Origin of the sequence: Photobacterium sp. SP02, from assembly GCF_038519165.1 — a bacterium.
Classification (GTDB): Bacteria; Pseudomonadota; Gammaproteobacteria; order Enterobacterales; family Vibrionaceae; genus Photobacterium; species Photobacterium halotolerans.
In genome coordinates, this window is the sequence record NZ_JASJOJ010000065.1 from 1 (window position 1) to 21745 (window position 21745).

Annotated in this window: 21 protein-coding genes; 7 read left to right on the forward strand and 14 right to left on the reverse strand. The window is 49.5% G+C overall.

Annotation, left to right across the window (positions count from 1 at the left end; translation table 11 throughout):
* Positions 1-393: 393 nt before the first annotated feature.
* Complete coding sequence (locus P0Y67_RS19320) at positions 394-1653, reverse strand: MFS transporter (RefSeq protein ID WP_342393189.1); 1260 nt, start codon at positions 1651-1653, stop codon at positions 394-396.
* 775 nt (positions 1654-2428) lie between these two features.
* Between P0Y67_RS19320 and P0Y67_RS19325 the strand changes: the two genes are divergently transcribed.
* Positions 2429-2857, forward strand: coding sequence for an N-acetyltransferase (locus P0Y67_RS19325; protein WP_192017807.1), 429 nt, complete (start codon positions 2429-2431; stop codon positions 2855-2857).
* Between the two features lie 72 nt (positions 2858-2929).
* Here P0Y67_RS19325 and P0Y67_RS19330 read toward each other — a convergent pair whose 3' ends face one another.
* Entirely contained in the window at positions 2930-3238 is a 309-nt protein-coding gene (locus P0Y67_RS19330; protein WP_342393190.1) for an AzlD family protein, read from the reverse strand.
* Positions 3228-3941, reverse strand: coding sequence for an AzlC family ABC transporter permease (locus P0Y67_RS19335; RefSeq protein WP_161458759.1), 714 nt, complete (start codon positions 3939-3941; stop codon positions 3228-3230). The genes P0Y67_RS19330 and P0Y67_RS19335 overlap by 11 nt, the downstream gene beginning before the upstream one ends.
* A 105-nt stretch (positions 3942-4046) precedes the next feature.
* Between P0Y67_RS19335 and P0Y67_RS19340 the strand changes: the two genes are divergently transcribed.
* The gene (locus P0Y67_RS19340; RefSeq protein ID WP_342393191.1) at positions 4047-4913 is read left to right on the forward strand and encodes a LysR family transcriptional regulator; all 867 of its coding nucleotides are present in this window, start codon (positions 4047-4049) and stop codon (positions 4911-4913) included.
* A 74-nt stretch (positions 4914-4987) separates the two neighbouring features.
* Here the strand turns inward: P0Y67_RS19340 and P0Y67_RS19345 are convergent, their stop codons facing one another.
* Positions 4988-6061 carry an extracellular catalytic domain type 2 short-chain-length polyhydroxyalkanoate depolymerase gene (locus P0Y67_RS19345; protein WP_342393192.1) on the reverse strand — a complete coding sequence of 358 codons (1074 nt, stop codon included), beginning with the start codon at positions 6059-6061 and terminating at the stop codon, positions 4988-4990.
* A 233-nt stretch (positions 6062-6294) separates the two neighbouring features.
* The gene (locus P0Y67_RS19350) at positions 6295-7530 is read right to left on the reverse strand and encodes an MFS transporter (RefSeq protein ID WP_342393193.1); all 1236 of its coding nucleotides are present in this window, start codon (positions 7528-7530) and stop codon (positions 6295-6297) included.
* A gap of 116 nt (positions 7531-7646) precedes the next feature.
* Here P0Y67_RS19350 and P0Y67_RS19355 point away from each other — a divergent pair, with 116 nt between their 5' ends.
* Positions 7647-8543, forward strand: coding sequence for a LysR family transcriptional regulator (locus tag P0Y67_RS19355; RefSeq protein WP_342393194.1), 897 nt, complete (start codon positions 7647-7649; stop codon positions 8541-8543).
* Between the two features lie 46 nt (positions 8544-8589).
* On the opposite strand, the gene P0Y67_RS19360 is transcribed toward P0Y67_RS19355, so the two are convergent.
* Positions 8590-9474: a LysR family transcriptional regulator gene (locus P0Y67_RS19360; protein WP_342393195.1), complete on the reverse strand. Its 885-nt coding sequence runs from the start codon at positions 9472-9474 to the stop codon at positions 8590-8592.
* A 97-nt stretch (positions 9475-9571) separates the two neighbouring features.
* Here P0Y67_RS19360 and P0Y67_RS19365 point away from each other — a divergent pair, with 97 nt between their 5' ends.
* Positions 9572-10090, forward strand: coding sequence for a lactoylglutathione lyase family protein (locus P0Y67_RS19365; RefSeq protein ID WP_342393196.1), 519 nt, complete (start codon positions 9572-9574; stop codon positions 10088-10090).
* Between the two features lie 87 nt (positions 10091-10177).
* Here the strand turns inward: P0Y67_RS19365 and P0Y67_RS19370 are convergent, their stop codons facing one another.
* The 7 genes from P0Y67_RS19370 to P0Y67_RS19400 form a co-directional block, all read right to left on the reverse strand.
* On the reverse strand, positions 10178-12154 hold the full coding sequence (locus tag P0Y67_RS19370; protein WP_342393197.1) for a BCCT family transporter: 1977 nt from the start codon (positions 12152-12154) through the stop codon (positions 10178-10180).
* Positions 12155-12551: 397 nt separating this feature from the next.
* Positions 12552-13163 carry a DUF1190 family protein gene (locus P0Y67_RS19375; protein ID WP_342393198.1) on the reverse strand — a complete coding sequence of 204 codons (612 nt, stop codon included), beginning with the start codon at positions 13161-13163 and terminating at the stop codon, positions 12552-12554.
* An 11-nt stretch (positions 13164-13174) separates the two neighbouring features.
* Positions 13175-13591, reverse strand: coding sequence for a DUF350 domain-containing protein (locus P0Y67_RS19380; protein WP_027250809.1), 417 nt, complete (start codon positions 13589-13591; stop codon positions 13175-13177).
* A gap of 43 nt (positions 13592-13634) precedes the next feature.
* Entirely contained in the window at positions 13635-14270 is a 636-nt protein-coding gene (locus P0Y67_RS19385; protein ID WP_342393199.1) for a YjfK family protein, read from the reverse strand.
* A 17-nt stretch (positions 14271-14287) separates the two neighbouring features.
* The gene (locus P0Y67_RS19390) at positions 14288-15316 is read right to left on the reverse strand and encodes a potassium channel protein (protein WP_342393200.1); all 1029 of its coding nucleotides are present in this window, start codon (positions 15314-15316) and stop codon (positions 14288-14290) included.
* 65 nt (positions 15317-15381) lie between these two features.
* Complete coding sequence (locus tag P0Y67_RS19395; RefSeq protein ID WP_342393201.1) at positions 15382-16071, reverse strand: PspA/IM30 family protein; 690 nt, start codon at positions 16069-16071, stop codon at positions 15382-15384.
* Positions 16068-16466: a DUF2170 family protein gene (locus P0Y67_RS19400; protein ID WP_342393202.1), complete on the reverse strand. Its 399-nt coding sequence runs from the start codon at positions 16464-16466 to the stop codon at positions 16068-16070. Before P0Y67_RS19400 ends, P0Y67_RS19395 begins: the two co-directional genes overlap by 4 nt.
* A gap of 367 nt (positions 16467-16833) precedes the next feature.
* On the opposite strand from P0Y67_RS19400, the gene P0Y67_RS19405 reads away from it, so the two are divergent.
* Positions 16834-17826, forward strand: coding sequence for a hypothetical protein (locus P0Y67_RS19405; RefSeq protein ID WP_342393203.1), 993 nt, complete (start codon positions 16834-16836; stop codon positions 17824-17826).
* Between the two features lie 15 nt (positions 17827-17841).
* On the opposite strand, the gene P0Y67_RS19410 is transcribed toward P0Y67_RS19405, so the two are convergent.
* Positions 17842-18741 carry a LysR substrate-binding domain-containing protein gene (locus P0Y67_RS19410; protein ID WP_342393204.1) on the reverse strand — a complete coding sequence of 300 codons (900 nt, stop codon included), beginning with the start codon at positions 18739-18741 and terminating at the stop codon, positions 17842-17844.
* A gap of 91 nt (positions 18742-18832) precedes the next feature.
* On the opposite strand from P0Y67_RS19410, the gene P0Y67_RS19415 reads away from it, so the two are divergent.
* A complete protein-coding gene (locus tag P0Y67_RS19415; RefSeq protein ID WP_342393205.1) occupies positions 18833-19753 on the forward strand; it encodes a DMT family transporter in 921 nt (306 codons plus the stop codon).
* A 273-nt stretch (positions 19754-20026) separates the two neighbouring features.
* Positions 20027-21745 (forward strand): molybdopterin-dependent oxidoreductase (locus P0Y67_RS19420; RefSeq protein ID WP_342393206.1); only part of this gene is annotated, 1719 nt, incomplete at its 3' end.

Consider the following 21745-nt stretch of genomic DNA (forward strand, 5'->3'; position numbering starts at 1 on the left):
ATCACGGTAAGCAAGAGCGGCAGAGGTATCAGTCACTACCGTCGCTGGGGCTGGCAGCGTGTGGGCGAGGATGGCAGCCTGCGCGGCACAGATATCTATCGCCGCGAGATTTGGCCACACAAAATTGGCGTGATTTAAATTTCAGTCCTTTGCTACCAATCAGTCACTGTTTAGCGTTGCAATTAGTGACTTCTGGGCGATTAAATTGTTGATTTACAATCATCGACAAGCTGGACACAATCACTTAATAACTTCTGGCCAAATTTCGTGGTTTTTATCGATAGACTCTTACTTCTATATTTGCTTTTATCCAGCGCTTTGTTAACGAGTGCTTCATGAATAGTATTGCGTTGGAGTTTTGTGTTGCCCATTAGAATATTTTATATCCATATGTTATCCTTCAAATGCTTTCGGGTATTCTTTCATGTAAATTTGGTCTAGTTGGGCATTAGATTTAAGAAGCATCTTTTTCGTGTGACTAGATAGAAAAAATGCTAATGAACTAAAAGATACGATTACGCCCATTATTAGTAGTAATGGGTTGATGATGTCATTACCGAATGTTTGTATCAAATATCCAAAAGTTTGACTTCCTATTGGAATGGTAATGACGCACAGGAAGAAAATAGCACTTTCTAATCGCGCTCTAAAGTGGTCAGGTACGGCAAATGACCTTACACTGTTGGTTGCGATAACAATCAACGATAGACCAAAGCCTGATAGCATCATTGATAATAATTTTAAATGAATGAGTTCAAAGGTTGAAAATAGTATTATTCCAAAACCAATCATCATATTACCCGCTATTGCAGGTTTAAGTCTGGTATAAGTGTTAAAATCAACTTTGGACAGAATGAGAGCGCCAATTCCCATGCCAATCGCAAATGAAATCTCAAAGTAAGCTAAAGGAGCAATGTTATTATAATTATTAGCCACATATAGAGGTAGAATGACTACCATCATAGGGGTTAATATAAAGTTAGTGACCATGGCAATATAACAAGTTATTTTTTCATTTTTCAATTGAAATAGTATTTTAAATCCAACGCTTGCTCGTTTAACAAAGTTTTGATGAAGAGAGCTGTCTGGTTTTTCATCTCTTATTCTCACAAATAGCAGAAGAGTCAGTGATATAGTATAGAAAACAGACACAACGATGATAGACAGCTGTGAGCCTAAGAAAGCAACACCACCGCCACCCAGGATTGCACCTACAATCGCTTGTACTGAATTTAATGAAGTCGCAATCCCTATATATTTTGTGTAATGTTCTTTGCTAGTTAAGAATGGAATTGTACTATTGATACTGCTTGTAACAATTGAATTTGTTGTGGCGAGAATAGACGCAGCGAGAGCCAGATAGAAATAAGACACTTGCAAATGGTAGAAAAGCATATAGTAAACATTAATGAAAATAACAGAAAATATGGCGCTTACAACGAGTATTTTTTTCTTTTTATTTCGATCAAGAAGATCTCCGGATAGTGGAAGGGTAACTAAATTTATTATCCACATTAATGCAATTATGCTACCTAAAACAATGCTGTTATTGTCACCTTCCATCGTAGCGATTGACCAGACAAATATAATGCTAAAACTCCTGAAGGCAAGCAAGCTCATTGCACTTGATAATAAAAAATTAACTATATTCATTTAGATACTGATTTCTGTAATTGAATGTCATGAGCCAAAAGCCGCACTATGTGCGGCATAATTGATTCAGTTACTTACGTTTTTTAAACATGGTGTACTTTTTCTTTTTTAGTGAAAAATTTTCTTTTCATCTAACTTTTTCATAATGATTCCTTTAGCTGATTCCGAACGATTTCGAGAAGTTATTATTCTCACTAATGCATATGGTAGGCAATGATCTTCAATTCCTTTCTGTGATCTTCATTTGCAAAAATTTAAAATCATACGACTAAAATTGAATTGTGCATCGCATTTTACAAATTAATAATATGTTCTTTTTGATGATTGTTGATTTATCAATACGACTCATTTTTTGATATTGAAATGTGATGTCGAGATATGAAAATGTGATTTCGTCTACGTGAATATCATTTCTAAAATGAGGCCAGAGCAGATGTACTAACGTACAATTTGACGGCATAGAGCTTGTAGTCTTACATTCTGCCATGCATTGATGGTAGGGCTTTCGCTACCTGATTGCCCGGCGATACGGTCTCCATACTGGCATCGACATTGCCTTCAGTGACGAAGAAAGCGCTTTTTACTTCAATATGGGATCGGGTTTTTTACGAAAGCGGGTTAAACCCGTTGGTGGATTCAGGTTACAAGGTGGAGTGTCGGATACGGGATTTTGCGACGCAGACAAGTTTATTTCCTTCATTCTGAGATCTGTGATCTGGCAAGGCTACCGTGTTAGCTGTGATACTCCTGTTAACGCAAACAACACGAAGACACAATGATTAGAGCATTTACAGACACAGACATGGAGCCGGTACTGGATATCTGGCTTAATGCTTCACTTAAAGCACACGACTTCATTTCACCGAATTACTGGCAATCTCAGGTCGACAACATGCGCAGCATGTACCTGCCGGCTTCTGAAGTTTACGTCTGGGTTGAAAAAGGCATAGTAAAGGGCTTCTATGCCCTGTACGAAAACCAGCTGGCGGCCATTTTCGTCAAACCCGATGTGCAGGGTAAAGGCATAGGTAAAGCATTGATCAGTCATGCTAAAAAACGTCGTGAATCGCTGTCGCTAAATGTCTATAAACGCAATGACGTCAGTTATCGGTTTTATCTCTCTCAGGGTTTTCGCGTCATCGGCGGTAACGTTGATGAGCACACAGGCGAAGGCGAGTGGGTGATGGGGTATGAGGCCGGCTAAACCGGCCCTGAGTGTGACGGCACACAGGTTAGCTTAGCTAAGTCTGCATAACCGCTGCAACCCTCGGAACTTCTACATATTTCTCATCAGTGCAGCCATCGCTATGCCGGCAGCGATAGAGAGCAGCGGCTTTTTCAGCACGAGAGTACCCACGGCTGTCACCAGTAGTGCCGCTTGAGCGCCGGTATCTCCCTTGATGAACATGGGGGCTATGATTGCAATGAGCACAGATCCTGACATCGCCGAGATAAATTGCTGAACACGATGACTGATGGGAATGTAAGACATAATAAAGACACCTCCCCAACGGGTCACTATTGTGACCACCGCCATAATGATGACCAGCAAAAGTGTGCCCATTTCAGATGTATCAATGCTCATTGTTATCCCCTCCCAGTAATACGCCTATAATGCCGCCTGTTAGTGCACCAACAATCACATGACTGTTTTCTGGCAGATAAAGGTAAGCGGCGATCGATGATGTGGCCGCAGCAGCCCATATCACATACGTCTTATTGTTTTTATTTCCTCCCAGCGCCATGGTGAGCAGAAAACATCCCATCACCATATCGACACCGAAGGCGGATGGATTTTGGATGGCATTGCCGAAATAAAATCCGACCCAGGTACCAATAATCCAGAAAAACCAAAGGGCAATACCGCCACCGAACAGTAAACCGAGTCCTTTGGACGTTTCATTTTGAGCAAAGGCCCGCATCGACAGCGCCCAGTTCGCATCGGATGCTACCAGCATAACGCCATAGCGGGTGACCGGATTCAGGGAACGAATATGAGGATACAAGGTTGCCCCGATGAGCAAGTGCCGGGCATTAATGGCAAAGACTGTGATAGCCAATGGGAGCACAGGCACCTGGGTTCCCCAAAGATCTAAAGCCCCGAACTGAGAAGCCCCCGCAAACACCAGTGCGCTCATCAATACGGCGGCGTTTTCATGTAATCCTTCCTGAGACGCGGCTAAACCAAAAGCGGCACCGAAAACGAATACGAACAACGAGATTGGAACCAAGCTGATAAAGCCTTGTTGTATCGCATTCAATTCAAGCTTCAATTCTTGCGTGTGCATTAAAAACCATCACATTGAATAATCTGAGAATGTTGAAACAATAAACTGGAATGGAAAAATCGAAAAGCGCATAATTCAAAAATCATCCATTCGAAAATCGAATAAATGAGTTATCAGGACTTACAGATAGATTGGTTAAAGAGCTTTGTGGCCGTCGTTGATGCCGGTTCCTTATCGAATGCAACGGCATCTGTTCACCGCTCGCAATCTGCGGTGAGCATGCAGCTGAAAAAGTTAGAAAATGCCGTCGGACGGAAATTGCTCGTCAGAGGAAGCCGGCACAGTGAGCTGACAGCCGAAGGTCAGATGCTGTTGGGATATGCCAGACGAATTCTTGACTTACATTCTGAAGCGCAAGCCGCGTTCCATGGTGAAGAGCTGGTAGGCCAGGTCAAATTAGGGGTGCCGGATGATTACGCAGCAAAATATCTCACGCCTGTGCTGCGCAATTTTGCGCCCCGGTTCGGTGGCGTAGAGATTGAGTTAAACTGCGAGCAGTCCACCTCTCTGATCCCCAGGATAGAGAATAATGATCTGGATTTGGCCTTAGTCTCCAGAGATAACCCAAGCCGGGGTACGCTTCTTTTCCATGAACCTATGGTGTGGGTGGGCGCGTCTCAGTTTGAAATCTGGCGTCGGGAAACACTGCCGATTGCTGTCTATGAAAGTGCCAGTCTTGCCAGAAGAAGTGCAATACACTCCCTTGCTTTGCAAGGCAAACCTTACAAAGTGGTGTATAACAGTTCGAGTCTGGCGGGCCAGATTGCCGCGGTGGAAAGTGGACTCGCCATAGCGGTGTTCACTCAGTGCAGTGTGCCTCCCCACCTTGAAATACTCGGAGAAGAACAGGGCCTGGGGCCGTTAGAACCTATGGAAGTATCCGTATACCGGAGTAAAAAATCAAAAGGCTCTCCGGCTGTGGATTACCTTCATGACTTATTGGTTCGTACGCTGAGAATCTCGTCATTTTAGTTTCTGGCCAGGACTCATTTCTTACTTTAGATTAAAACTATGTGAAAGGATGCAGGATCCCTTGCAGCCCTCAATCAGTGCGAGTTTGCACTGACCAGACGATCGATCATTCCTTTTATCGCCTTCATCTGCGGGGCGTCTTTGGTGTAATAGTTGTAGGGCGGTTGGCTTAAGGTACTGTAACCCCAGAAATCCCAGCAGCCGCGGGGGTTGTAGGGGATGAATTCAGACTTTTTCACCTGCGGGAACAGCACAATGATCTCGTTGGTATCGGCAACGTTCAGGTAGCCGGTTTCTTTTATGTAAGTGGTGCCGATAACGGCAATGCCCTGGCGGCAACCGTGGACAGCGACATGCACTTTGCAGGATGCCGAGCGGCAGCTGGCGGGAATGTAGACATACGCAGTGTCGTCCATGCTGGTGTTTGGACTGCTGATAAATTCACTTTGATTGAAGGCCACTAAGTCACCGTCCGGCGTCGCAGCGGGTGGATTCAGCGGGCCGTAGATGTGGGTCAGAATTCGCTGTGCCTGCGGAATATCACAGTTATTGATATAAGGCGCTTGTGTGAGATCGCAGGGGGTATCTTCCGGATCGCTGGTGATAAAGGCATGGCCGGCATTGACGCTGCTGTTATAGCGGATCTGCGATTCTGGTATCCCCAGCCTTTGGTAAAAGTTCACTGCGGAATCGACCACACCTGTGACGACTGTTTCATCCTGCTTGCCCGAAAAAAGGTAAACCTGATCGTTTTTGAGGTGCTCAGTATCGTCTATCCGGCCGTTGTTGGCGGTTACTTTCGCCAGCTCTGCCAAGTATCCGCTGTTGGGAAACAGGGTTGACGAACAGCCAATCAGGCTATTTTCGCAGGGGTTCATGCAAGTTGTTGTCGCGTTGATCAGCGGGTTCACAAAGGGATTATTACCCGCGCAGTTCCAGGGGCCACCTGCAACAATCCCCGCCCCGACCAGCGATTCAGAAAAGGCCACATGAAATTGCGCCGCCATGAAGCCACCGGACGACAGACCAGAAATCGAGGTTTGATTGGCTTGCGCATTCAATGGCGGGAGCAGCACATTCGTTGCCTGAGCCGAAACAGAGAACAGCAATGCAAAGGTCAATAAACGTTGTAGCAGAGTGTGCAGCATCCTGAACTCCTGTCTGGTTAGATGACGTCCTGTCGTACGCTTTAAGCGAGCGTCTGGTAAGGAGTATAGGTGCGAATAAGCAATGTGTTGCGCAAATGTGAATTTCAGATTTGCAGCTATCTAAAGGCGGGTGCTTTTGAAAGTGGCTGAATTGACAGCCACGGCCTGGGTTATTGTGGTTTTATCTTTATCGACTATTCGTGAGAGCCGGTTATTTACCGATGGTACACAACTCATCCCGTCTGATTGATTTTATCAAAGCTAATCAATGACTTGCCTTTCCATAACACTGGCGTGCAGGCAATTAAGGCGATTGCCACATACGTCATTGCTGAAAAATCGACCGATAAATCCGCTTGCGAGGTAACAAGCAGGCTCCCTAAGGCGCCGCCCAGACCAACTGCAAAGTGTTGCAGCGAGTTTTGCAGGCCGATGATAATCACACGATCTTGTGGCGTGAGAGCGCTTATTAATTCGGTAATTAAGATAAGCGTTCGCGCAGAGCTGACAATGATAAAAATAACAAAGGCCATCGCGGCAAGGTTTACATTTTTTGTATGGAAGCCCAATGCTACAGCGATCGCCATAACTAATGAAAGCCGCCCTATTAACTTGCCAACTGTAATATCACTCATTCTTGCTCTTGCGTAATATTGTATTAAAACAAAAGAGCCCAGGCCGCTTACCGTGTAACAAAGACTCAGAAGCTTTTCAGAGATATCGAGATTTATTGTTAGCATGACAGGGTATTGGGTTGATACGACAAAAGTGCTCAAAATGGCGGTGAAAATCAGCGCAGCAGAGAAAAGTAATCGTTTGTAATTTCTGAGTGGGCTAGTTGGCGTATTTTGCTTCGTATCCCTTGTGTATCCTGGAGCCAGCAATGGCTTGGGAGAGGTCAAATGAACGATTAAAAGCAAGAAAGTAGAAAATATCAAAGCCATTGCTAATAGCTGAAATCCAAACTGCCAGTGAGTGCCGGCGGACACCATGATGAGGCCTGGTACACCAAGCGCGAGCGCTAACGGAAATGCACTGATTAGAATTGCGGTGTTTTTCTTTTTTTTCTTTTCATCAGACATCAAGATTAAATAATTCAGGTTTACAACGGCCAATGCACCGCCAAAAATTCCCGTCACTATCCGAGCCAACAGCAAAAGAGCAAAGTCATCCAGCATTGAGGTAATAAGCGTTGTAATAGCTGTACCAGCAAGATAGAAAAGGATTCTTTTTCTTTCACGAGCCACATCCTGCGAGCCTTGAATAACCAGACAAGTAAGTGCTGCAGCAATAGCGTAAACAGACGTCAGATAGCCAGACTGTGATGCCGGAACTCTCGCTTCCAGTGCCATTATCGGGCTGAAAGGCACAATGACTAACGCATCCAGTGCAACCAGAAAATGAATCATAAAGCAGATATAAAGACTGTAATCAGACATGCGACGTGATGAAAAAAATGAAGTGAGCATTGTTAAGCCTTCTGGTCTTGAGGGGTAACTCTTAAGAAAGACCTTATTGTATTAGCCCGAATTGAGTAATAAAGTGCGACTTATTGGTTTGATAATCCAGCATTTCGGGATAATAAATGATTGAGCAGATCGAGCAGCAGTGGTTGAAAAGTTTTCACTGCGTTTATGAGTACAACAGCTTTAAAAAGGCAGCAGAGCAGCTTAATTTACCGACATCAAATGTCAGCCGTCATGTTGCTTTACTGGAGGAGAAGCTCAATACCCGGTTACTGGAAAGAACGACGCGTCGTATGGCCCCAACCGAAGCGGGTGAACAGCTTTACTCTACGACACGGGTCTTGTTAGCGGCGCTGAATGATGCGCTGGAAGAAGTTAATCAGCACTCTCAAACGGTAGCGGGCCAACTCAGAATCCTGATGCCAGATATTCCGGTCCTTGCAAAGGCAGTCGTCGCTTTCTGTGTTGAGCATCCTGCAATATCTCTATCTTGTGAAACCAGCCTGAGCCCTAAAGAGAGTTTACTGGATGGGTTCGATCTGATCCTGAGCTATCAGCGCGGAAAAATTACCGATAGTGGCTGGGTGGCGAAAGAGATAGTCAGATTACGGAGCATAGTGGTCGCTGCACCGGACTTGATCAGACAGCATGGCCGTCCTCACAAACTGGCTGATTTGAGCCACTTGCCTTGTATCAGTAGTTTAACGGCGTTAAATGGCACCCCCTGGGTATTCAGACATTCAAACGGTCAGCTGCTTACGCAGAGTGTGAAATCGTCATTTAAAGTCAACAGCGGCAACATGGCAAAGTTTGGTGCGCTGGCAGGTCTAGGCTTCGCGATATTGCCTGAGGAGTCATGCTCCGATGAAATAAATGCAGGCACATTGCAGATCATAGAGCTAGACGCTGAACCTGAGCCTCTGGTCCTTTATGCTTTCTATGCCGGTCGAAAACATTTGGCTAAAAAAATCACCATCTTCGTTGATCATCTGCAAAAACACCTGAGCACTCAGTGAGTCAAACACTGTGAATGCAGAGCGTTTGGGTGCTTTTCCTGGTTGCTCAGGAAGACTGCAGTGTTTGCCGGATGCAGTCGGTGAACCAGCTATAACGAGAGGCCAGCTCGCGATGGCGTTTCCGTACCAGATACAAAGGTTCTCTGGCATTGACGCTGCGGTGCAGAATACGCAGATCCTGTGCGTACGGGGACTCCAGAATGGTACTTTCCGGCAGGACGGTAAAACCGAGCCCGAGTGAAACCGGCAGTAAAATCTGGCTGAGCTGATTAATGTAGCCGCGTGCCGGCAGCGAATCGTGCGGCATGGAAAACGGCAGATCCAACAACACACTGTCGAGATACCGGCGGGCATTGGGGTGATCGATGAAGCCGGTTTCTGTGAGCAAGGCTTGCGACAACGTTGATTCACTCTGCGTGGCAGGAAAAACCAGACACAGTGTCTCTTCTCCGACTCGCTCACTGTGAAAACGCGCCTGCGCGGGTGGCTCGGTGACAATCCCCAGCTCGACCTCGTCCTGTTCCAATAAGTGAAGCACACGTTGATCCGGCGCGGATTCAACGCCAACCACCAGCCCCGGATGGGCAAGCTGGCGCTGAACAAAAAGCGGGTATAGCTGATTGGCCAGCGTACCGGACATGGCGAACCGGCACGGACCGGCTTTCGGATTATCCTGTAAAAGTGCCTGTTGCAGGTGCTTTTCTTCTGTCATCAAACGCTGACAGTGCTGATACAACACTGTGCCTGCATGGGTCAGTTCAAACTTTTTCCCTGTCCGAACCAGAAGTGCTTGTCCCAGTTGCTGTTCCAGTTTCCGGATATGCTGGCTGACGCCCGGTTGGGTCATATGAAGCCGGGCGGCGGTTTCTGTGAACTGGCCGACGTCGACCAGAGTGGCGAAGGTATGCAGCCATTGTCTGTTGAGTTTCATGGATAACAAATCGTGATGGAAACGAGAATAAATGATAATTTTTAATTCGCATTTTGGCGAATTAAAGTGAAGCACTCAACAACAAGAGGGTTCACCCATGAAGACAAACGAACAAATGCCTTACCCAAGAACGTTTTCTCATATTGGTATTTCAGTGCCGGATCTGGAAGCGGCGGTGAAATTTTATACCGAGGTGCTCGGCTGGTATCTGATCATGTCACCGACCGAAATCGTCGAGGATGACAGCGCCATCGGTGAAATGTGTACCGATGTGTTTGGCGAGGGCTGGGGACGGTTTCGGATTGCGCACCTCTCAACAGGGGATCGCATTGGGGTGGAACTGTTTCAGTTCGACAATCAGCAACAGCCGGAAAACAACTTTGAATACTGGAAAACCGGTGTGTTTCACTTCTGTGTGCAGGACCCGAATGTCGAGGAGCTGGCAGAGCGTATTGTTGCTGCAGGCGGGAAAAAGCGTATGAAAGCACCGCGCTATTATTACCCGGGCGAGAAGCCGTACCGCATGATTTATATGGAAGACCCGTTCGGGAATATTCTGGAAATCTACAGCCACAGTTATGAGCTGCATTATGCCAGCGGTGCTTACAGCCAGTGAGCCGATTGTGATTTACAGAGAGTGGGGATAAAAAAAGCCAGCTTCATTGCGAAGCTGGCTTTTGCTGTTATTTCAGTCAGGCAAACCTTATGACAGGACAGGTTCTTCCTGAATGTTTTCCGAGGTGGCCAGATGCAGGAAGTGCATGTGGCGTTCGTACTGGGTTAAGGCATCAGCAATGATCTGTTCCTGATTGTAACCCATCACATCATATTGCTGGCCGCCCTGCAGCAGGAAGACTTCGGCGCGGTAGTAATCGTCATACGATTCGTTAGCATAGGTCGGCAGCGCGAAGTGGCGCAGGCGAATGCCATAGGCAAAATCTTCCACATCTTCTTTCTCAACCACTAACCGGACACGCGACTCATCCAGCACCTGAAGCTTGGCCGCCAGGCCTTGAACTTTCATTTCTTCAACCAGGTTTTTCAGCGCCGGTATGGCCGTTGAGGTCATGAAATTCTCAGCTTCATCCTGTTTTGGATGGTTCACCATGGCCGAAATGCGGGACTTCCAGCTCACACTGGCCTGAGTGTACTGCACGCTGGTGTTGTGTGTCTGGATACTGTTTTGCAGCATGTAGTCATTGCGCAGTGCTTTGAACAGGCAGTAACAGAACAGCAGCATCAGAATCATGATTGGGAAGGCGCTGGCAATGGTCATGGTTTGCAGGGCAGACAGACCACCGGCCGCCAGCAGCGCAGCGGCCACCACACCTTCAATCACGGCCCAGAAGATACGCTGCCAAACCGGTGGCTCAGCCGCACCGCCTGAGGTCAGGGTATCGATAACCAGCGAGCCGGAGTCGGAAGAACTCACAAAGAAAGTGATCACCAGTGCCACACCTATAACAGACAGTACCGTAGACATAGGCATGTGCTCGAAGAACTTAAACAGGGCAACGGGCACATTGTCACTCACAGCCTGACTCAGATAAGTCGCACCGTGGTTCATGATGGCATCAATGGCGGTGTTACCAAAGGCAGTGAACCACAGGAAGCCGAACAGGGATGGGATCAGCAGTACGCCCACCAGGAATTCGCGGATTGTACGGCCACGTGAAATACGGGCGATGAACATACCCACGAACGGTGACCAGGATACCCACCAGCCCCAGTACAACAGGGTCCAGCCGCCGATCCAGTCTTCCTTCGGCTCATAAGCATAGAGGTTGAAGGTTTTATTGACGATATCGCTCAGGTAAGCCCCGGTGTTTTGCACAAAAGACTTCATGATCAGAGCGGTTGGACCGGCAATGATGACAACGGCCAGCAGCAGCACGGCCAGGAACATATTGATGTTCGACAGACGTTTGATACCGCCGTCCAGGCCCATGACAACGGAGACAGTGGCAATCAGGGTGATGGCGGCAATCAGGAGCACCTGAACTGTAGTGTTTTGTGGCATATCAAACAGATAGTTGAAACCTGCGTTGACCTGCACCACACCAAAGCCCAAAGAGGTCGCTACACCGAACAGCGTACCGATCACGGCAAAAATGTCGATCATATGACCGATAGGGCCATAGATTTTGTCGCCAAGGATAGGGTACAGGGCAGAGCGTGGCAGCAATGGCAGTTTATGGCGGTAGGCAAAGTAGGCCATCGCCAGTGCAACCAGCGCGTAGATACCCCAGGCATGCAATCCCCAGTGGAAGAACGTAATCTTCATGGCTTCACGTGCCGCTTCTACCGATTGCGGATCTCCGACAGGCGGGGATGTGAAGTGCATAACAGGTTCTGCGACGCCGAAGAACATCAGGCCGATGCCCATACCGGCGGAAAACAGCATCGCCAGCCAGGAGCTGTAGCTGTAATCAGGTTCGGAATGATCGGGCCCAAGCTTGATATCACCCAGGCGGCTGAACATGACCAGAATGAGGAAGATCAAAAAGATGGCGACAGCCAGGATGTAGATCCAGCTAGCCTGTGTGATGATCCAGCCTTGAATGTTTTTAAAATAGGATTCCATGGCTTGCGGCCACATCACACCTATAAAAGAGAGTGCGGCAATGAAGATTGCCGAGGTAAAAAATACCGGTTTATTTAAATCTGACTTAATTTCCATAAATCCTTCAAATCTTACGGTTGCTATGTCCGATTAGGGGAGCGCCATGATAGTGGCAGAGGCCTTAGTGAAAATTGATTTAAATCAATTTAACGGACAGTGAAATAGGCCATATTGAAAGCAAAATTCTGCGCTATGACCTCTTGTTAAGCAGGTATTCCAGATTTTCTGCTTATGAAAAACGTGGGGATATTATCAATTTTTTGCTTAGTGTTCAAAGTGTGATCTTGGTCTACTTTTAGGTTTTAGCTCTAAATGTTAATTTATATTGTTGTTTATTAAGGGAAATGTGTCTATTTGGGTCGGCTGATAAAAATTCGTGGGCGATTGTTTTGAGCTGTAAGTTTTTGGGTGAAAAAAGAGCGCCTGTCGGCGCTCTGGGTCAAATCAGGTCAGATTATCCGCCCCAGCTCCGGCTGGAAGAACTGCCCCAGCTGGATTTTGCCGCCGCACTGGAACCAAAGCCACCGCGCGAGATGGTGCGGCTGACGGTCGGCTTGGGTTTCATCTGATCCGGGCCGACTTTGATCTTCGACTTTTTATAGCGGTATGAACCGTAGTCGTAGCCGTCGGCTGTGGTCCAGCGGCCGTAATAACGGCTGCCCGGATAGTAGGAGCTGAACATTGGCTGGCTGTAGTAACCGCGGTTACTGTCCAGCAGCCGGGCAAACATAAAGCCGGCCATTGCAGGCATGAACCAGTTGTTTTCCGTCGATTTCATGCAAGAGTTCGTTCCGAACTCAGTGGTACACTCTTGCAAGTTTTTGTATTTCGGCGCCGTGCGCTCAGCTTCCTTGAGCGCATTCTGATAGGCCGCTTCACACTGTTCGGAATAGCCCGGGTTGTCATCTTTACAGTCATTGACCGTATGGTAGATCACGGCATCTTCCTGCGGATCGCTGCAACCTGTCAGTAATCCCGCTGTAATGGCAGCGGTAACAGGCGCAATGGCAAAGGGACGCCATTGTTTTCGCATGCCGGAAAGATTGACGTCTTTAGTCCGTTTCATGACAGTCCCCCTTAATAGGTCATGCAGGCCGCATTGAGCAGGCCAACTGACACTGAGGTGGCAGCCATCAGCAGACCGGCAGGGATTTCTCCTGCTTCAATACGCTCGGCAATGCGGGGCATGAAACCAACCCGGACAATCACATAGGCAAGCATCTGCGCCAGTAATGCCACGACACCCCAGATAGAAAAGTCAATGAAGTTCACCGAGTTGCTGGCAGCACCGGAGATCGCCAGCGCATAACCCAGAATAGAACCGGACAGGGTAATGGCCGCTGCGGTGTTTTTTTCTTCTTTGACCAGTTTCCACTCGTCATAAGGGGTAATGCGGACAAAGATGATCTTGAACAGCATCAAGAACACGATAGAAATCGCAAAATAAACGACAAATGAGCCTAGCCCGGCGAGTGATTGTGTCAATAGATCCATGGAAATCCCTGAAATTATAAATGTTTAGTGGTTATTATCTGACTCAGCCAATAAGTTTAAAATCTGTCGGGCTGAGGTCAAATCCTGTGCTCAACACCAGGCTGCGTTCGGCTCTGTTGTTGAATATTTTCTCTTCTGCAGACACCAGCAGCACTTCTTTCACCGCGGCTTCTGCGTCTCTCTCGTATACCATGGCAAACTGATCGGTAGAGCTGGTCGTCCCGTTCTGCAGCCAGGTTTTTTCGGTCATAGCAACAGGGCGACTGTTTTCCCACACTTGTTGATAAGTGAAGTCTTCCAGTTGCCACTGGCCTTTGACTATCCCTTTGTCGAGTAAATGCTGCCATTCACTGTCCGTATCGACAGGTTTGCTGTCATAGAAGTAAAACAGTTTTACCTCGCTGACATCAGCATCACCGGCACCGTGGGTCAGCACCTGAACAAAGCCCTCGTCATCGGTGTAATAGCGTATCAGGCGTGTCTGTTCGTCCAGCCAGACTTCTCCGACCGCCTGGATGAGCTGGGTACGCGCTGCCCCTTCGATCATCAGAGACGGCTCGGTAAGGCGCAGTTTTAAATCATCCAGCTCAAAGGCACCGCCTAAGCGAAGACCGATGATCTCGGGGGCGGCCGGCTCAGTGGTTGCGGCTTGCTTGCGTTTTTTTAACCAGTCGAACATAGCTACTCCTTGCCGGTTTAAGACGGCCAGTTGAAATCATTGACACGTTCATCGGCGATATAGAACAGGTTGGCACCGGGCAAGACGGCCAGATCCAGCGACGGGTTCAATTCCACTCCTTTTCCGCGATCAATGGCTATCAGAGTGGCCTCGTGCTCTTCTTTGAACAGGGTAAACAGACGGCTGATTTGTGTCGGGGATGCGGTCTCAGGAAAGCGTACTGCATACTGGGTCATGCCGTGATGGGTGCTCAGCAGTTCATGGTGAAGCTCGCTGGAACCCGGATCGACGGCGGCCTTGGCCAGCATTTCAACCGCTACGGACGGAATACATTCGGCTTTGGGACAATGCGATTTCAGCAAGTCGCTCAGCCCTTCATCTGCGAAGTAGGCGAGCAAATGCGCATCGGGATTGCGGCTTGAGCAATACAGTGCCGCTGCCAGCGTCACATCGTCTTGCTCGTTATCTATGATGATACAGCTTGCCTTGCTGACACCGGCTTTGTCCATGTCAGTGGTGTCGGTAAAGCTGACAACACGCACAAAATCAATCTCACCCGGCAACGGGTTTTCCATTTCAGGGCGCACACACAGCACAATGTGACGACGCTGTCGCTCTTCGTGCTGCAGCATTTTAATCAGGTGCAGGGTTCGCTGGTGATTCCAGCCGAGTACCAGGATATGGTTCTCCACGTTAATTCTCCGTTTTCCGAGCAAGCCACTTTTCCAATAGCCAATAAAGTGCGTAGCCAGGCGGCCAATACCAATGGCGAACAGACCCAAACCGCCCGGAATGACAAACAGGGCGACCACCCACTTTCCGGCTTGGGTTTCCGGAGAATAATCACCGTAGCCGACGGTAGAAGCCGTCACGACCAGATAGTAGAAAAAGTGGGTTAATGAGTGTGTAAGCGCCTGCTCACCCGCAAGTTCAAGAAGTAGCCAGGACAAGCCGACATAGCACAGCAGCGTGATGAGCAGATTTCGACCATTGAGTTGATTGAATTGTTGATGGGCCCAACGGCGGACCAACAACCAGATAGACATGCATTTCTCCTCAATCCTAAGGGCTGATCAGCCAGCGGAATGGCCTCAGCCCCTGGAATTATCGCTTACTGACGACCAAGAATGCGTGCCAGTTCATCTTCGGCTGAGGCTGTGCCCCCGCTCCTGATTCCGGCGTCGGCCAGTTTCTTGTCCAATGCACTGCCTGATTGCTCGGCTGCCATTTCTGCAGAAGCTTCCAGCTGAGCGGCTTTTTCCGCCTGACGCTGCTTGATACGTTCCAGCGACGAGGCCGCGGTATGCATTTTGGCATTGGCACCGACGTGACCGGATGACACTGCAGACTGCGCCTTTTGCACCGCTTCATTGGCTTTCACCACATCCACTTGCTGCTCAAGCTGGCGAAGCTTGTCTTTGGCCTGGGCGATGTTGGTTCTCAGCGTCTGTTCTGATTGAGTGAACTGATCCAGATACGTCTGCTCGGCCTGCTGTTCATTGCGCAGATTGGCGACTTTCTGTGCACATTCCAGTGCTAAGTCCTGCTGGCCTTTTTCCATCGCGTTACGGGCATAGGCTTCGTATTCGGTGATCCCCAGATTAAAGCTTTCCACTTTTTGCTGAGACAGTTTACGTTTGGCCACTATGCCAACCAGCGCTTCATCAGAGCGGCGCAGCTCTGCTTTGGCTTCACGGATTTCCTGATCGAGAATGCGCAGCGCCTGGCTGTCTGCGACGGCTTCTGCGGCTTCGTTGGCACCGCCTTTCATTGCGGTGAAGAGTTTTTTCCAGACACTCATGCCGTTTGCTCCTTAAGGAAGTCCTGGTACAAATCAATAAAGGCTTCAACATTACGGAAAAGCGTGGCGACTTCAATCACGACGCTTTCTGCTTTTGACTGGGAAGACAGTGAACCAAAGGCAATGTAGTAATCGTTGCCATTGATTGCATTGATCCCTATGGTCGACAGCGGGAACATCTTATGGGTACGCAGTATTTCACGGTTCAGTGCATCGGTGTCTTTCACCTGTCCGGCGTCAAACAGTAAGACTTCAACCAGAATCTGCTCACCTGAGACCGCCAGAAAAGCTTCAATGTTGTCTTCATTACGGATCAGTAACGCCTGACCCTGAACGTCGACTTCCCAACCGTCATGGTCAGACAGCAGGGGAGCCAGATCGGAAAGTTGCCACATAGTCAGCATCCTTAGATTAAGAGAAAATAAACCTGTCATTCAGTCGCACAAAAGCATTCGACTGTTGCCACCAGATGAAGTTCCTGACTGATGATATTACAGGTCAGGAACGGAAGGTGCCGTTGAGTGCACTAATATAGGTTAAATGAGCGACTGAGTATGCCCTTCTGCTCATAATTGAATGCGGGTTTTGCCTTTTATGGTGTTATTTTGTGATATGCACCTGAAGAAACAATGTGTTATTCATTGCGGTGAATCTACTGCGGCGCTGGTTCATCGAGCATAACGGCCAGAACGGCAAATGATAGTACCCGCATGAAGGCTATACTTAGCACAATCTCCTGGTGCTGATAGCTGAGTTGTCGTCATGACCAAAAAAAGTCTGTTGTTAAAATTCATACTGCCGCTGTTGCTCGCCATGATCCTGGGTGCTGTGGTACTCAATATCTACACCCACAATACCCGCCCGGCTGAGCTGCATCTCTCCGGGATTACGCTGGCGCCGTTTTCGGGTGAAAAATCGGTGTTCCTTTTGCCCGAGCTGATCATCATGAGTCAGAAAGAGTATAACGCCCTGATTGCTGAGCGAGAGGCGTCGACTGAACAAGATCCCATGCCTGGTGAGTGCCAGCGCTGGTCTGCCATCATGCCGCCCTGGTTGTTATGCGGCGATCCCGGTTATCTTCAGCACACGGATCAGATGAAGCAGTTTGCCTCACCTTCACAGTTAAAGGTGGAAGGGCTGCTGCAGGCGAATGCGCGCCAGAATGCGCTGTATATTTACCATATCAAACGTGATCCGGACGCCAAAGGTAGCTTGTTGTCGCGGCTGGATGTTTATATCCACGATGACGGTGTGCCGCATTACTACCGGTACGACGAGCTGGGAAAGTTATCCAACCTTCCTTTGAGTGATTTACCCCAACCTGTGGCCTATATAGAAGATGAGGTGAATGCCGGGTTGCAGCCCACGCTGCGTTTCAGCTTTACCAACAGCGGAGCAAGAGAGGCGACCCTGAATACGGTGCGCAGTGAGCGGGTATTTGTTGTCACGGCCCCGGCCCAGACGGGGTATCCCGGCGAGCATGTACCGCCAAGGCTCACGGTTCCCGCACAGGGGATAAGCCTGGGGCCGGAGAATGATGAGACTGTGACCCTGGCCGAGCCTGTCGTACTTCAGTCGAAGCAGGACAAAGCGCTGGAACTCCCCCTCAATATTTTAGATCTCGGTCAGGGGGATTCTCCCGGCTATGTACTGGTGCGCTTTTATCTGGATTATTTCGATGGTGCTGAAAACCAGTCAATGCTGTTAGGCAATTTTCTGTTTTCAGATTACCTGCTGCTGGCGGAAGAAGAGTAATCAGTACCAGTGTTTTTATGCACTGGCCAGCCGGAATTCATGATGCAGCCAGGCCCGCAGCGTCAATACGCTTTCCTGAACAAGCTTCTCTTTCTGGCAGACAAAATAGTAGGACTGGTATGGATTGCGCACCGACGGGCCGATTTCCGTCAGCAGTCCCTGCCTGATTTCATCCCTGACAAACAGGCGATGGGTGACCAAAATACCCAGCCCTCTCAGCGTTGCCTGCACCGCCTGGATCGAAGCGGTAAAGCAAAGGTTGTGGCGCTGGGCCGGTACTGGCAGCTGATTGGCCTGGCACCAGATTTGCCAGTCGTTCTCGCGCCTTGGGTTGGTGACAAAAATGGGGTGATGGGCCGACAGCATGGCGTCTGCGCTGAGAGCATTGCCGGTGTCGATGAGTGACGGCGCGCAAACCAGGATCAACTGGTCGTCACCGAGCTTTTCGCAATGATAGCCTTGCCAGTCATCCGAACGGCCGTGGATCAAAGCAACGTCTACCCCCTCTTTGTCGAGATCAAACACATGGGTCAGGGTAGAAATACGAATATCAATCTGAGGCGCCAGAGCCTGAAAATCGGGCACTCTGGGGATCCACCAGTGCAGCGCCAGCGAGTTCACCATGTTCAGTGTCAGCCGGTGCGGGTTCTGCTGCTGCAAGGCTTCACCGGCTGACACTATCTGTTCGAGTGCCGGAGCCACCTGGCGGTAATATTTACGGCCATTTCGGTTCAGCTCCACCCGGCGGCCCACCCGTTGGAACAAGGGCAGGCCAAGCTGGTTTTCCAGTGACTTTATCGCCTGGCTGATAGCCGAATGGCTGACATGCAGGACTTCAGCGGCGTCAGTCATGCTGCCCGTTTCTGCCACCGCCACAAAAGCATAGAGTGATTTCAGTGCTACGAGTTTTCTCATCTGTAAGTTTTTCTAACAGTTTTGGTTAATATTATTCGCTTTTTTATCATTTGTAACCTCGTTAGACTCCTCACCAGCTAAGGAGTACTTAATGACAACAGATTTGCGCCCTCTTTTTTTCATGCTGGCTTCCACCTTCAGTCTGTCGGTAAACGGTTTGGTGTCCAAACTGTTAAGTGATCAGATCAGCGTAGAAATGCTCAGTTTTCTGCGATTCTCAATACCAGCCGTGTTACTGATGTGGCTGATGTCGCTGACTCAGTGGGCCGTACCCGACAGCAAAAAGCTCTGGCAGTCACTGGGGATCCGGGCCTTTTGCGTTGCTGCTGCTCAGCTGTGTTTCCTCTTTTCACTGAGCCATTTGAGTCTGGTGGAAACTGTGGTGCTGTTCAGTACCGGGCCGCTGTTTATTCCTGTGTTAGAAAAACTGTTATTTCACACCCGGATTCCGCCGATGACGATCATGAATCTGATGATCACCTTTTTAGGGGTGGTCCTGATGGCGGGCAATGCCGGCGGTTTTGCCCTGCGGCCGGAGCTGATCGTCGGGGTAGCGGCGGGGGTGTTCAATGCCGGATCCCAAGTCAGCCTGTACCGGGTGAGTAAAGGGAGCATGTCGGCCTTTGGCTTAAATGCCTGGTGCTTTACGCTCGCCAGTCTGATGTTGCTGCCGCTGGTTCTCTTTACCCACAGCACTGACAGGCTGGCAGCCAGCTGGCAGCAGTTAACCGATCTGCAATCGCTGCTGTTACCCTCGTTGCTGTTGCTGGCCGTTTGCATCGTTAATACTCAGGTCTTTCGGGTCAAAGCCTACCGCCTGGTGGAATCCGGCTCCAGCCTGGCGCCGCTGATTCTGACCAACCTGCTGTTTGCTTTCATCTGGCAGATCAGCTTCTTTGAGCAGACTTTGGTGTGGAACAAAGTGGTGGGTGTCAGCCTGATTGTACTGGCGACCCTGTTCAACACGTTCGGCCCGGTGTGGTTCAGGCAGCGGCAGGCGCGGCTTGGCTAAGGGACTCCCCAACTCAGTGCAGTTGTGCACTAAGATTGGCTGTCTTAACCTGGGCGACATCATGTGGTGGTGGTGTTGTCAGAGGTAATTATCTGAAATAAAACAACTTTGGCTGTTTGATGAAAACTGGCACACAAGATGCAACACAACAAAGGTACACGACATTCAACACTTGATACTTTGGTTTTAGGCATTGCAGCCACGTCCTCTCCCGGGGGCGTGGCTTTTTTTATGCCTGAAACCGGCGCTAAGCGGGACGCGAAGGAGAAGAATATGAGCAACACAGCCGGTCAGGTTGCAGGATGTAAGCAAGGTGAAGCAGTGAAGTCAGCCTGTCCCTATTGTGGTGTAGGCTGTGGTGTGGCGGTGAAAGGCAAATTTCAGCCCGGCAGCCTGACCAAGCAGCCTGAAATAGTCGGTGATGTCTCTCACCCTGCCAATCATGGGGCACTTTGCGTTAAAGGATCTGCGCTGAAAGAAAGCCTGAACATACCTAATCGCCTGTTGTATCCGCGCCTGGGAGACAAGGAAGTCAGCTGGTCTGCTGCCACTGATGCTATCGCACAGAAGCTGAAAGAGACGGTTGCCAAACACGGCCCGGACAGTGTGGCCATGTATGTCTCCGGTCAGTTGCTGACAGAAGATTACTATGTCGCCAACAAGCTGATGAAAGGCTTTATTGGTACAGCCAATATCGATACCAATTCACGGCTCTGTATGTCCTCGGCGGTGGCGGCGCATAACCGGGCGTTCGGTGAAGATCTGGTCCCGGTTCATTATGACGATATCGCAACAGCGGATCTTATCGTCATCGTCGGTGCCAATACCGCCTGGACGCACCCGGTATTGTTTCGTCGTATTCAGCAGGCCCGTGACGCTAACCCGGATCTGCGTCTGGTTGTGATCGACCCCAGACGGACGACAACGGCGGAGCAGGCCGATCTCCACCTGCCGATTGCGAACGACGGCGATGTGCTGCTGTTTAACGGCCTGCTGCGTTATCTGTCTGATCACCATGCGCTGGATGACGATTTCATCGCGAGGCATTGTGAGGGCTTTGCGTCGCTGAAAGCTGAAATCAGCCGTGACCCATACCGTCTGGCTCGCTGCGCTGAGACGCTGGGGCTGAGCCGGGAGCAGCTCAACGCTTTTTACGCGATGTTCAAAGATTCCCCGCATACCCTGACCCTGTTTTGTCAGGGTATTAACCAGTCGGCCAACGGTACCGATAAAGCCAACGCAATTATTAACTGCCATCTGGCCACCGGACGAATCGGTAAGCCGGGAGCCGGACCATTCTCGCTGACCGGGCAACCCAACGCCATGGGCGGTCGCGAAGTCGGCGGGCTGGCAAACCAGCTGGCGGTCCACAGAGGCTTTGATCCGCAATCTGTCTCAGCGGTCGGCGATTTTTGGCAGGCGCCGAATATGGCCACTCAACCCGGGCTCAAAGCGGTCGAGCTGTTTGAGGCGATTCACCAGGGCAAGATCAAGTTTGTCTGGATTATTGCGACCAACCCTGTGGTGTCTTTGCCTGACAGCCGCAAAGTGGCGGAAGCCTTGGCGCGCTGCGAGTACGTGGTTGTGTCTGATATTTCACCGGAAGCGGACACGGCGGCATTTGCCGATGTGCTGCTGCCAGCGGCCGGCTGGGGCGAGAAAGACGGCATGGTGACAAACTCTGAAAGAATGATCTCCCGTCAGCGGGCGTTTTTGCCTCCTCCCGGCGAGGCCAAAGCAGACTGGTGGGCTATCTGTGAAGTGGCTAAAAAAATGGGCTTCAGCGGGTTTGATTTCGCCACTGTGGCGGATGTGTATCGCGAATACGCGGCCTTGAGCCGCATTAACCAGAATTCACCTTATCTGTTTGATATTTCAGCGTTATCGTCAATGACAGATGCTGAATATGCCCACTGGCAACCGCAGCGCTGGCCGCTGGGCAGGGAGTCACACCTGTTCAGTGACGGGGTCTTCCCGACCGCCAGCGGCCGG